Origin of the sequence: Janthinobacterium sp. YR213, from assembly GCF_900099875.1 — a bacterium.
GTDB lineage: Bacteria > Pseudomonadota > Gammaproteobacteria > Burkholderiales > Burkholderiaceae_D > Janthinobacterium > Janthinobacterium lividum.
In genome coordinates this window covers 54,053-66,614 of the sequence record NZ_FNDA01000002.1, presented here as the reverse complement: position 1 = coordinate 66,614, position 12,562 = coordinate 54,053, and the positions used below count along the sequence as shown (strand labels likewise).

General features: G+C 62.2%; 8 protein-coding genes. 2 read left to right on the top strand and 6 right to left on the bottom strand.

Annotated elements, in window-relative coordinates:
• Nucleotides 1-16: 16 nt before the first annotated feature.
• Entirely contained in the window at nt 17-586 is a 570-nt protein-coding gene (locus tag BLT98_RS09495) for a hypothetical protein (RefSeq protein ID WP_092607208.1), read from the bottom strand.
• Nucleotides 587-736: 150 nt separating this feature from the next.
• Between BLT98_RS09495 and BLT98_RS09490 the strand changes: the two genes are divergently transcribed.
• Nucleotides 737-2,425 carry a M14 family zinc carboxypeptidase gene (locus BLT98_RS09490; RefSeq protein ID WP_092607205.1) on the top strand — a complete coding sequence of 563 codons (1,689 nt, stop codon included), beginning with the start codon at nt 737-739 and terminating at the stop codon, nt 2,423-2,425.
• A 90-nt stretch (nt 2,426-2,515) separates the two neighbouring features.
• A complete protein-coding gene (locus tag BLT98_RS09485) occupies nt 2,516-4,666 on the top strand; it encodes an FUSC family protein (protein ID WP_092607202.1) in 2,151 nt (716 codons plus the stop codon).
• Between the two features lie 11 nt (nt 4,667-4,677).
• On the opposite strand, the gene BLT98_RS09480 is transcribed toward BLT98_RS09485, so the two are convergent.
• The 5 genes from BLT98_RS09480 to BLT98_RS09460 all read right to left on the bottom strand — a co-directional run bounded on the left by BLT98_RS09480 (nt 4,678) and on the right by BLT98_RS09460 (nt 12,430).
• The gene (locus BLT98_RS09480) at nt 4,678-6,627 is read right to left on the bottom strand and encodes a S9 family peptidase (protein WP_244517446.1); all 1,950 of its coding nucleotides are present in this window, start codon (nt 6,625-6,627) and stop codon (nt 4,678-4,680) included.
• 67 nt (nt 6,628-6,694) lie between these two features.
• Nucleotides 6,695-8,167, bottom strand: coding sequence for an amino acid permease (locus tag BLT98_RS09475; protein ID WP_092607199.1), 1,473 nt, complete (start codon nt 8,165-8,167; stop codon nt 6,695-6,697).
• A gap of 419 nt (nt 8,168-8,586) precedes the next feature.
• Nucleotides 8,587-10,017, bottom strand: a complete 1,431-nt coding sequence (locus BLT98_RS09470) for an amino acid permease (RefSeq protein ID WP_034778907.1) — start codon at nt 10,015-10,017, stop codon at nt 8,587-8,589.
• A gap of 116 nt (nt 10,018-10,133) precedes the next feature.
• Complete coding sequence (locus tag BLT98_RS09465) at nt 10,134-10,592, bottom strand: RidA family protein (protein ID WP_070254760.1); 459 nt, start codon at nt 10,590-10,592, stop codon at nt 10,134-10,136.
• Between the two features lie 254 nt (nt 10,593-10,846).
• Entirely contained in the window at nt 10,847-12,430 is a 1,584-nt protein-coding gene (locus BLT98_RS09460; protein WP_092607196.1) for an ABC-F family ATP-binding cassette domain-containing protein, read from the bottom strand.
• Nucleotides 12,431-12,562 lie beyond the last annotated feature (132 nt).

Below are 12,562 nucleotides of genomic sequence, written 5' to 3'. Positions count from 1 at the left end.
AGTGGCTTTTTTTCGCCTAACGTTTTACTTTGGTAAAACGGTAAGGTACGGCTTGCTCTTCGCCAAACACTTGCGCCCTGCCACTTCCCAGCGGCAGCATGACCCGCCGGCCATCCTGCAGCAGCAAGGCCAGGTCGGCGCCGGGAAAGCGCTGCGCCAGTGCAGGATAAGCATGGCGCGCGATGCCGGCGGCGGGAACCACGATGCGATAGTCGCCATCGCCAAAGTCCAGCAGCAGCGCGGAAAGCTCATCCGGCCCCGGCAGCGCCGTGATGCGCAGGCGCGCGCTTCCCTTGACGAGCTCGAAGGCCGACCACAGGGGCAGGCTGCGCTGCGTGGAGCCGATCCGCAGCTGCGGCGCGTGGCGCGCCTGCGCCGACGTCAGCACGATGTCAGGCCGTTCTTCCGGCACGGCGCCATCGACGGCCAGCAGCCAGCCCCGGTAGCGTATCAGCGCGCCCTGCGCGGCAGCCGTGACAGACCCGCCCTGCGCCACAGGTTCCTTGCCCGCAGGCAAGCGCAACGGCGCCGCCTGCGCCGCCAGGCATATCCCCCACACCAGCGCCGCCATCGCCGACCTGCCCATGCCGCCTCCCCTCGTGCGTGAAACTTATTCATAACACAAGTACAGCAACAAGCCCCTGCGGCGCCTCAAGGCAAGAGCGCCGGTGCTACAATTGGCCCCTAGCGGGCGTACTTACCCAGCGCGCCTTCCCCCTCCCAGACTCAGACCGCTATGCCACCAGACTTGCGCACGACCTACGAACTCGGTAACCACAACCAGACCACGACCTGGCTGGAATGCATCACCTTTTATCAAGATCTTGCCGCACGCTATCCGCACGTGCTGCACTTCGAACAGATCGGCCTGTCCGACTCGGGCGTGCCCATCCACGCTGGCGTCGTCAGCGGGGACGGCGTGTTTGACCGCGAACAGATCAAGCGTGCAGGCCGCACGGTGTTCTTCAACAATAACGGCATCCACCCGGGCGAACCGGAAGGCATCGACGCCTGCATGGCCATCGTGCGCGACCTCTGCACGCAGCCGGAACGCCTGGCGGCGCTGGGCAGCACCGTCTTGCTGTTCATTCCGATCTACAACGTCGATGGCAGCCTGAACCGCGCCAATACATCGCGCGTGAATCAGGATGGCCCGGAGCAATTCGGTTTCCGCGGCAATAGCCGCCACCTGGACCTGAACCGCGATTTCATCAAGTGCGACAGCCTGAACGCGCAAGTGTTCAACCGCCTGCTGGCCAGCTGGGACCCGGACGTGATGGTCGACACGCACACGTCGAACGGCGCCGACTACCCGTACACGATGACCCTGATCCACACGCAGACGGATAAGCTGGGCAACGGCCTGGGCCCCTTCCTGCAAGACACCATGCTGCCGCGCATCTTTGCGCAGATGGAAAACGCTGGCTGGCCCACCTGCCCGTACGTGAACCCCGTCAAGGACAGCCCCGACCACGGCATTGCCGAATTCCTCGAAGTGCCCCGTTTCTCGACCGGCTTTGCGGCCTTGCACCACGTCATCGGTTTCATGCCGGAAACGCACATGCTGAAACCGTTTGCCGACCGCTACGCTTCCATGCGCACCCTGCTCGACATCACCATGGCGTTTACCATCGAACATGGCGAACAGATCAAGCAGCTGCGCGCGCAAGCGAAGGCGGCGGGACGCACACAAGCCGCATGGCCGATCCACTGGGCCATGAACGAAGAACAGCCGTCGACCTTCCCCTTCAAGGGCTATGCGGCGCAATACACGCCGAGTCTGCTGGGTGACTACCAGCGCCTGTCCTACGACCGCTCGCAGCCGTGGGAACGCGATATCGCCTACTACAACCGTTTCGATGCGGACGTCACCGTGGCCGCGCCGAAAGCCTATATCGTGCCGCAAGCGTGGTGCGAAGTGATCGAGCGTCTGCGCTGGAACGGCGTCGAAATGAGCCGCATCACCGCCGAACAGACGCTAACGGCCCGCTACTACCATATCACCGACGTCGGCACGCGCGCCACGGCCTACGAAGGCCACATGTTCCACGACCATGTAGAACTCGAAGCGCGCACGGGCCAGTTCACCGTGCAAGCGGGCGATTATGTCGTCAGCCTGGACCAGGACAACGCCCGCTACGCCGTGGAAACACTGGAGCCGCAGGCGCACGACAGCTTCTTCCGCTGGGGCTTCTTCAATAGCGTGCTGGAGAAGAAAGAAGCATTTTCCGATTACGTCTTCGAAGACATGGCATCCGAACTGCTGCGCGATGAACCGGCGCTGGCGGCCAAGTTTGCTGACTGGAAAGCTGCCAATCCCACCTTGCTGAGCAATCAGGAAGCCGTGCTGAACTTCATCTTTGCACACTGCCAGCGCTTTGCCGAGCCGGAATGGCGGCGCTACCCAGTAATCGCCCTGATGTAAATCCGGGCTGTAGCGACTGCAACATCCTGGCGCCGCATCGGAGACCCCGGTGCGGCGCCTCTTTCTGTGCCCTACCCACAAGGTAATCCCATGCACTACGCACTGAACCTGCGCACCTTTATTTACAGCCATTATTTTTACCTGGGCTTGCGCGTGGCCATCGGTCTCGTCGGCCTGGCCTTGCTGACCCAGGAAATCAGCGACAGCGCCACCGCCATGACGGTATGCATCGGCGCCCTGTGCACGACCCTGATGGACATGCCCAGCCCGCTGCGCCACAAGTTCAACGAAATGCTGGCCTCGGTACTGCTGTGCAGCGCCGTCACCTTATTGATCAGCCTGTGCGGGCCCGTGCAGTGGCTGTTGATGACGGTGCTCGTGCTCGTCAGTTTCCTCGCCAGCATGATGGTGGTGTACGGCAAGAAATCCATGCCCCTGCAGCTGGCCGCCCTGTTCATCATGACCATGTCGATGGAGCACCAGATGACGTGGCAGCAATCGTTCCACCATGCGGGCCTGTTCATGCTCGGCGGCCTCATCTATCTGGCCTACGCCATGGCCATCGCCTGGGTCTTGCGCCACCGCATCAAGCAGCAAGTGCTGGCCGAAGCCCTGTTCGAACTGGCCGCCTACATCGATATCAAGGCCGATTTCTACGACACGCGTTTCAATCTGACGGAGCAGTTCAACAAGCTGGTGCGCCATCAAAGCATTTTGGCCGACCGCCAGCAAGCGTCGCGCGACCTGATTTTGCGCAGCCACAAGAACAGCAAGGATGCCATCGTCGTGCAGGTGCACGTATGCATGCTCGATCTATATGAACTGATCCTTTCCACGCACACGGATTACGCGCTGCTGCGCCAGCACCTGGCCGACTCCGACGTGCTGAAATCCTTGCACGACCTGGCCTACAAGGCGGCGCGCGACATCGAAGCCGTAGCCTACGCCGCCACGCGCAAGCGCGCCTCGTATGCGCAGATCAGTTACGACAAGGAATGGGCCGACATCGAAGGAGAAATTGCCCGCCTGCAGGCAAAGGGAGAAAATGCGCAGGAAGCGCTGGCCACCCTGCGCGCGCAGCGCAACAAGATCCGCGCCATTCTGAAAATGATCGCGGAATTGCACCTGGCCAGCCAGAAAGTCTACGACAACGTACCGTTCTGGAGCGGCGCAGACATGGCGCCATTCTTGTCGCAGCAGAAATATGAACTGAAAACCCTGCTGTCGAATCTGCGCCTGGAGTCGCCCGTGTTCCGCTTCGCCCTGCGCGTATCGATGGCGATCTCGGTAGGCTTGCTGATTGGCCACTGGCTGCCGTATGCGGCCCACAGCTACTGGATTGTGCTCACCATCGTCATCATCCTGCGCCCCACGTTCAGCATGACGCGCCAGCGCCGCGCCGACCGCATCATCGGCACCATCATCGGCTGCGTGATCACGGCCATCGTGATCCGCTTCGTGCACAGCAATATCGTGCTGATGGCCATTTTGTTCCTCTCCATCGTGGCCACGCCCACCTTCATCTATTTGCGCTACCGCTACACGGCCATCGCCGTGAGCCTGATGATCTTGCTGCAAATGCACCTGGTGGCGCCCAGCAACCCGAACCTGGTCAGCGAACGCCTGATCGATACCCTGATCGGCGCGGCTGTCGCCACCGTGTTCAGCTTTGTGCTGGCCAATTGGGAATACCAGAGCCTGCCACGCCTGGTGCGCCAGGTACTCAATGTAAACCTCAGCTATATGCAGGCCAGCTTCGCGCTGCTGCAGGGAAAGTGTTTCGATGATTTCGCCTACCGCATCGAACGCAAGCGCTTGATGGACAGCCTGGCCGCGCTCAGCTCGGCCCTGGTGCGCATGCTCGACGAACCGGCCAGCAAGCAGCGGGCCGTGGAAGACATCAACCTGTTCATCGTGCAAAATTACCTGCTGGTGGCCCACGTCGCGGCCCTGCGCTCCATCCTCGGGCGCCACGCCAGCCAGCTGCCTGTCGCGCCCGTCAACGCCTTGCTCAGCCACAGCCATACGCAAGTGTGTTTGACCCTGTCGCGCGCGCTGGAGCAGCTCGACAACCAGGCGACGATCAGCGCGCCGCTGGCTCCCCCTGCCGCGCCGCCCGTCAGCGACGTGGCCTGGTCCGGTTGGCCCCTGGTGCAGCGGCGTATCCGCCTGTTGCAAGCCGATGCCGACAAGATCGTGACACATAGCGCGGCGATCGTACACATTGTGACACCGCACTAAATCCCCGGGATCTATTTCAGATAGCGCTCAAACCAGCCGATAGTACGTTTCTGCAAGTCGCGCTGGTGCTCGGGCTTGCGGAAGGAGTGCCCTTCGCCATCGTAGATGAACAGGCTGGACGGTACGCCCATGGCGCGCAAGCCGTGCCAGAATTCCAGCGACTGGGCCGCCGGCGTTTCCACGTCACGTTCGCCCACGTAGATCAGGGTTGGCGTCTTCGCCGCCTTGATCGATTCGATGGGCGAGGCACGGCGGTAGACCTCCGGCTTGTCATAGGCGGAAGCGCCGAAAAACGGGATCATCCACTGATTGATGCCGTTCTGGCCGTAATAGCTGATCCAGTTCGATACGCCCGCACCGGCCACGGCCGCCTTGAAGCGGTCGCTGTGCGTGACGCCCCACATGGTCATGAAGCCGCCGTACGAATGGCCGATCAGGCCCAGGCGCTGGCCATCGACGGGCGCCACTTTTTCCACCGCATCGATGCCGGCCAGGATGTCGCGCCAGTCGCCGCCGCCGAAGTCGGCCATATTGGCGCGCGTAAAGGCCTGGCCCTGGCCAAAGCTGCCGCGCGGATTGGGCAGGAAGACGAAATAGCCTTTTTGCGTCAATTCATGGATCAGGGTGCTCGCCCCCACATAACGGGGCGAGGCGGCTGCACCGGGCCCGCCATGCACGTTGACGATCATCGGGTAGCGCTTGCCTGTGTCCGTCTTCAACGGCCCCAGCAGCCAGCCTTGCACCTTGTATTGTTCGTTGTTCCAGCCCACGTTCTGCACCGTCAACTGCGGCGCAAAGCCGTCATTGTCGCGCGTGATCTTTTTCAGCTGGCCCACCGGTCCCGCCACCAGGTAAGAAGCATGCGTAAAGTCTTCCTGGGCAGCGGCAGCGTACTGGCCGTCGGCGCTGAACGACAAACGGCCATCGCTGCCGCTGCTGCTCAGTTCTCCAAGCATCACCGGCCGGGCAGGGCCGCTTTGCGCATCGACGGGCACCAGCGCCAGTTGCGAATCGATCAGGGCCGTTGCCAGCAAACCGGCGCCGCGCCAGACGACGCCATTGAAGGTGCCGCGATAGTCGGGTGTGAGATTGCGCGGCGTGCCGCCGGCCAGCGGCACGGTGTAGAGATCGCCGCCGATGGAGCCGAAATCGCTCATCAGGCCGCCGATGAAGACCACCGTCTTGCCATCCGGCGAGACGGAAGGCAGGTTCAGCTGCATGGCCGGGGACGCGATCACGCGCAAGGCGCCCGTGGCCGCATCAATATGGCTGAGCTTGGCGACCCACCAGTTGCTGTCGCCATTGCCTTGCGCGCTGGTGGCAACAAAGCCGCGGCCATCGGGCGTCCAGCTGTATTCATACACATAGGTGTCGCTTGGTGACAGCAGACGCGGCTCGCCGCCGCTGGCCGACACGACGGCGATGCGCTGGGCATCGTCTTCGCTGCCCACTTCGCCCACCTGGCGCACGCCAGCCTCCACGGCACCGGCCAGCTTGCGCGCGCCCACCGTGGCCAGCAGGGCCAGCTGCTTGCCATCCGGCGACCAGCGCACCGTGCTGGCCACGCCCTTGATAGTGGTCAACACACGCGCCTGCGCCTGCGACAGGGTGGCCAGGTACAGCTGCGCCGTGCCCGCCTTGGCGTCGTAGCCAACGAAAGCCAGCTGCCGGCCATCGGGCGACCAGCTGGGCTTGTCGTAGGAACACACGGTACACGGATCGAATTGCTGCACGATGGCGCCGTTGGCGGCGTCGCGCACGACGATGGCCGCATGCGGGCGCTGCGGCTGCTCGCCCGCCTTGCTCGATTCGATGGCGGCGATGCGCTGGCCATTCGCGGACAGGGCCACGGCGCGGTAATCGCGCAATGCCGGCTCCGTTGCAGGGGCGGCCTGTACCGTGTTGCCCAGAAGACTGCTTGCCAGCAAGCCGCAAGCGGCCAAATCAGTTATTTTCATCATGTAAATTCCGGTTAGAAATAAAAAAAACCGCCGGCAAGCGCGGCGGTTTTGGATGGAACAGACTGCATTAGCGGACCTTCTTGCCCAGATGCGAATGCCGCATGCTGTACAGGAAGTAAATGGCCACCGTCACCGCCATCCACACGCTGAACACGACAAACGTCGTATGCGGCAAATCGCGCATGATGTAGAGGCAAGCCAGGATGCTCAGGCCAGGAATCACGTACGGGCCGAACGGCACGCTGAAACCTTCGATGCGGTTGGCGCCCTGCTTGTGGCGCAGCACGGGCACGGCGATCGAGACCACCATGAAGGCTGTCAGGGTACCGATGCTGACCATGTCCCACAAGTAAGTGGCATCGACGGAACCGGCTACCACGGCCACCACCAGGCAAACGATGATGGTATTGCTGACCGGCACCAAGGTGCGCGGGTGGATTTTCTGGAACGATTTCGGGATCAGGCCGTCGCGGCTGACGGCAAACAGGATGCGCGTCTGGCCGTAGATCGTCACCAGGGTCACGCTGAAGACGGAAATGACGGCGCCGGCCGACAGCACCAGCGCGGGCCAGGTCTTGCCCGTGACGTTTTGCAGGATCACCGCCAGGCCCGCTTCCTGGCCTTCGAACAATTTCGCCTGCTGTGCGCCGAGGGCGGCCACGGCCACCAGCAAATAAAACACGGTAACGATGAGCAAGGCGCCGAGAATGCCGCGCGGCACGTTGCGCGTGGGATTTTTCACTTCATCCCCCGCCGTCGCCACCGTATCGAGGCCGATGAAGGAGAAGAAGACAGTACCGGCCGCAGCTGTGACGCCCGTCATGCCGGCAAATCCCTTGCTGTTGTCGGCATTGAAGAAGGGGAAGAAATTGTCGGCGTTAAAGCCGGAAAACGCGATGACGATGAAAAATACGAGGATCGCCAGCTTGATGATGACCATGATGGCATTCATCAGGGCCGATTCCTTGGCGCCGCGCAGCAGCAAAAAGCCGCACATGCAGATCAAAAAGATCGGCGGCAGGTTGATGTGGCCGGCATGAAACTCCATGCCATGCGGGCCGGAAACGATCATCGGCGTGCGCAGCATCTCGGGGATGTGCCAGCCGAAAGCGTTTTCCAGGAAGTTGTTCAGGTAGGACGACCAGCCGATGGCCACGGCACTGCCCGCCAATCCGTATTCCAGCAGCAGACAGGCGGCCATGATGAAGGCAAGAAACTCGCCCACGGTGGCATAGGCAAACGAATACGAGGAGCCGGAGGCGGGTATGCGGAACGACAATTCCGCATAGCACAAGGCCGTCAAGCCGGCCGTGATGGCGGCGATCAGGAAAGACAGGACAACCGATGGGCCCGCCTTGGGGACGGCTTCGACCATGGTAAAGAAAATGCCCGTGCCGATGGTGGCGCCAACGCCGATCATGGTGAGGGAAAACAGGCCGATGGACCGGCTCAAGCCACTGCTGCTGAGGCCTTCACCATATTCGACCGTGGTATCGATCGGCTTGGTGCGGCAAAGTTTCTGGACCAGGGTTTGGCTCACTAGCATTCCTTTATGAGGCATGCACTTGAACACCTGCCAAAACCTACTGCGCGTCGTGATTTGCGGCCTGCGATGCTCACTGTGCATTCGCACAGCTGCGCTTCTTAGCCACAACTCGCATCCGCTCGCTACGGTTTTGTCAGGTGTCGTTCGAAACATGACGGGTAAAAACACTTAAAAACGGCGCTCCGGCCCTACCTGGCAAAAAACCGGAAAGATCGCGTCCATTTTCAAAACTAAGCGATTATAGGGCTTTCATCGGCTCAGCTAAACAGAAGTTTGATGCAAGGAAACAACGCCAGGCGTGCGCCGCAAAACGCGCACTGGCGCTAGGGGAACATGGAATTGCCAATATGAAAGAAAAAGCGCGCCGCTGCTGGAGCAGGGGCGCGCTTTCGGTTCAGCTCAGCCGAGCCGGATTACTTCTTGCCCTGCGGCGCATCGGCCGGCGGCCAGCCCGCTTCGTAACCTTGCGGCACGTCATCGCGCCGCTCTTTCGGCGCCAGGCCCAGTACGTAGTACAGCACCGTCAGCAGGATCAGCCAGGCGGGTCCGACCATCAGGGCGATGCGCGTATCGGGGAAATACGCCATCAGACCGATCACCAGCGCCAGGAAGGCCAGCGAAATCCAGGAACCGTAAGGCGCGAACGGCATGCGGAAGGCCAGGTTCTTGATTTCCAGCGGCGTCAAGGTCTTGCGGAACTGGATCTGCGTGACGAGGATCACGCCCCAGGTCCAGACGGCGCCGAAGGTGGAAATCGAGGTGACCCAGATAAACACTTTTTCCGGCACCATGTAGTTCAGCAGCACACCGATCAGCAGCGCCACGACGGACACCAGGATGGCGCGGCGCGGCACGCCGCTGGCCGTGGTTTCCGCAAACGCCTTGGGCGCCTGGCCTTGCAGCGCCAGGTTGTACAGCATGCGGCCCGTGCTGAAGATGCCGCCATTGCACGACGACAAGGCCGCCGTCAGCACGACGAAGTTGATGATGCCGGCGGCCGTCTTGATGCCCAGGCGTTCGAACGTCATCACGAAGGGGCTGCCGGTGGTGCCGATTTCATTCCATGGATAGATCGACAGGATGACGAACAGCGCGCCGACATAGAAAATCAGGATGCGCCAGAACACGGAATTGATGGCGTCGGGAATCGACTTCTTCGGGTTCGCCGCTTCGCCAGCCGTCAGGCCGATCATTTCCACGCCCAGGTAGGCAAACATCACCATCTGCAGCGACATCAGCACGCCCTGCGCGCCATTCGGGAAGAAGCCGCCATGCGTCCACAGGTTCGAGATACCGATGGCCACGCCGTCGTTGCCGAGGCCGAAGATGATCATGCCCGTGCCGCCGATGATCATCAGGATGATGGTGACCACCTTGATCAGGGCGAACCAGAACTCGAACTCGCCGTAGGCTTTCACGGCCAGCAGGTTGATGGCGCCCATGGAGCCGAGGGCCGCCAGGGCCCAGATCCAGCGCGGCACGTCGGGGAACCAGATGCCCATGTAGATGGCAACGGCGGTGATTTCCGCCACGCAGGTGACCAGCCACAGGAACCAGTAGTTCCAGCCCGTCAGATAGCCTTGCAGGGGGCCCAGGTAATCCTGGGCATAGCGGCTGAAGGAGCCGGCCACGGGATTGTGCACGGCCATTTCGCCCAGCGCGCGCATGATCATGAAGATGACCGCGCCACCGATGATGTACGACAGCATGATGCCGGGGCCGGCCATCTTGATGGCGTTGCCGGAACCCAAAAACAGGCCCACGCCAATCGCGGCACCCAGCGCCATCAGGCGGATCTGCCGCTCGCCCAGGCCGCGGTGCAAGCCTTGTTCACTCGTTTTCATTACGTGTCTCCGTTTTTTTCTTGAATACACCGATCCCTCCACCCCAATGGCGGTTCCGCTCTTGCTGGAAAGGAGGAAAAGGCGCGCCGGCGGCAAGCGCCGGCATGTTCAGATGATCAGGCCAGTTCGGCGATCAGCTCGATCTCGACGCATGCGCCCAGCGGGATTTGCGCCACGCCGAAGGCGGAGCGGGCGTGCTTGCCGCTGTCGCCGAAGACTTCGACGAACAGTTCCGAGGCGCCATTCGTCACCAGGTGCTGTTCCGTGAATGTGGAAGTGGAATTGACCAGGCTCATGACCTTGACGATGCGCTTGACCTTGTTCAAGTCGCCGCCGCAGGCGTCTTGCAAGGTGGCGATCAGTTCGATGGCGATGCCGCGCGCTGCGATCTTGCCTTCTTCCGTCGTGACATCCTTGCCCAACTGCCCCACCCAGACCTTGCCATCCTTCTTGGCCAGGTGGCCGGACAGGAAGACGGTGTTGCCCGTACGGGCATGCATCACGTAGGCGGCAGCTGGTGCGGCAACGACTGGCAGTTCGATGTTGAGGGCTTTGAGTTTTTCGTAAAACGACATGCTATTTCTCCAAGAAAACAATATAAGCGAAACCAAAATTCATGCACGGCAGGGCACGGAGGATGACGCCCTGGCAGCGCGGCAGTGACCGACAACAGTGCCAGATTAAACGTCATCATATTGGTGAACCAGCAGTTTTAGTTCACAAATAGGCCCGGTTATTCAGTGGATTATACCGACAATCAAACAAAATTCAGCATCGGTTCATGAAGCATGCTCTACAGGCATCGAGCGTGACTTTTTTCATTAAATTATCACTTGTGCAATGTCAAGCCCTCCGGGTCAAGGTTTATCGCATCCAGAAATGCCTGGTCGTGCGAAACCACAAGTAACGCGCCCTGATATTGCAGCAGCATCTGCTCCAGCGCCTGCAGGCTGGCCAGGTCCAGATGATTGTCAGGCTCGTCAAGCAGCAACAGTTGCGGCGGCGCCTGCGCATACAGCTCGGCCGCCAGCGCCACCTTCATGCGCTCGCCGCCGCTGAGCAGACGGCTGGGCATGGTGGCGCGCGCGCCGGCAATGCCCAGCAGCGCCAGCCGCGTGCGCAGCTCGCCTTCCGGCATGCTGCTATGGCGTTCCTGCAAGCGCTGCACGGCGCTCCACTCGCCGTCCTGCAGTCCCGCATGCTGGTCCAGCCAGGCTACCCTGGCATGGCAGCGCAGTTCGCCGCTGGCGGGCGCCAGCTGTCCGGCGATCACGCGCAGCAGGGTCGACTTGCCGCTGCCATTGTCGCCCGTCACGGCCAGGCGGCGCGGCCCGTTCAGTACCAGGTTGATGGCGTGCGCCTGGCCATGCGGCAAGACCAATTCGCGCAGCTCCAGCAGCAGCTTGCCGTTCGGCACGGCACTCTCGGGTGCCAGCAGCAACCGTTCGGCCTCGGGCGCGCAGCGGGCGCTGGCGTCCATCACCCTTTGCTGGCGCGCCTGCTGCGCCTCTTGCGCGCGCAAGCGCAGCTTGCCCTGGCTATCCTGGCTTTTCTCCTTGCGCGCGTCGAGCAGGAGCTTGCTTTGATTGCCTTCGCGGCCCTCGCGTTCACCGCGCGCCACCCGTTTCTGTTGCCGTTCTGCCTGCTGCTGCGCCTCGCGCTGTTCGCGTCTGGCGCCAGCCTTTTCCGCCTGCAGGGCGGCCGCAAAACCGGCCTGCTCCAGCGCGCGCTGCTGCGCATACATCGCGTAATTGCCGCCATAGCTGCGCAAGCCCTGCGGCGACAGTTCGGCGATTTCATCGACGTGCTCGAGCAAGCCGCGGTCATGGCTGACCAGCAGCAAGCCGCCAGGCCAGCGCGCCATCTGCGCCACCAGGCGGGCGCGCTGCTGCGCATCGAGATGGTTGCTCGGTTCATCGAGCACCAGCCAGTCCGCCTGCGACAGCCAGGCGCCTTGCAGGGCGATGCGCTGGCGCTCGCCGCCGCTCAGGCTGGCCGTTGGCGTATCGGCATCCACATGGCGCAAATCGAGCGCATCGAGCGCCTGGCGCAGGCGGGCGTGGGCATCCCAGCGTTCGCCCACGAGGGCATAATCGGCTTCGTCGACGCTGCCCTCGGCGATGCGCGCCAGCGCCGCCAGCAGGCTGCTCACGCCAGCGAGGGCCGCCACGGTGGGATAGTGCTGCGGATCGAGTTCCTGCGCCACGTAATGCACGCTGCCGTCACGGCGCACGGCGCCAGAAGACGGCTGCACCTGGCCCGCCAGCAGGCGCGCCAGCACACTCTTGCCCACGCCGTTATCGCCGACGAGGCCGATACGTTGCGGGGCAAAGGAAAATTGCAAATCGGAAAACAGGGTGCGGCCATCGGGCAGCACATAGGAAAGACGGTCGAGTTGTAGGAATGCGGGCATGGATACTCCTTGAGCAAGGCTGGCGAACCCGCGCGGCGCAAGGCGCTGTGGCGGGATGGGCGAGGCCGTGCACAGCACGGCAGTATCAATGGCGCATGTCGAAGCGTCCTGGAGAAATGGGGAAGAAGCGTC

Excerpts from the sequence above, each read along its gene's own strand:
- BLT98_RS09495 (WP_092607208.1), bottom strand. The coding sequence starts at position 586 with ATGGGCAGGTCGGCGATGGCGGCGCTGGTGTGGGGGATATGCCTGGCG.
- BLT98_RS09490 (WP_092607205.1), top strand. The coding sequence starts at position 737 with ATGCCACCAGACTTGCGCACGACCTACGAACTCGGTAACCACAACCAG.
- BLT98_RS09485 (WP_092607202.1), top strand. The coding sequence starts at position 2,516 with ATGCACTACGCACTGAACCTGCGCACCTTTATTTACAGCCATTATTTT.
- BLT98_RS09480 (WP_244517446.1), bottom strand. The coding sequence starts at position 6,627 with ATGATGAAAATAACTGATTTGGCCGCTTGCGGCTTGCTGGCAAGCAGT.
- BLT98_RS09470 (WP_034778907.1), bottom strand. The coding sequence starts at position 10,017 with ATGAAAACGAGTGAACAAGGCTTGCACCGCGGCCTGGGCGAGCGGCAG.
- BLT98_RS09465 (WP_070254760.1), bottom strand. The coding sequence starts at position 10,592 with ATGTCGTTTTACGAAAAACTCAAAGCCCTCAACATCGAACTGCCAGTC.
- BLT98_RS09460 (WP_092607196.1), bottom strand. The coding sequence starts at position 12,430 with ATGCCCGCATTCCTACAACTCGACCGTCTTTCCTATGTGCTGCCCGAT.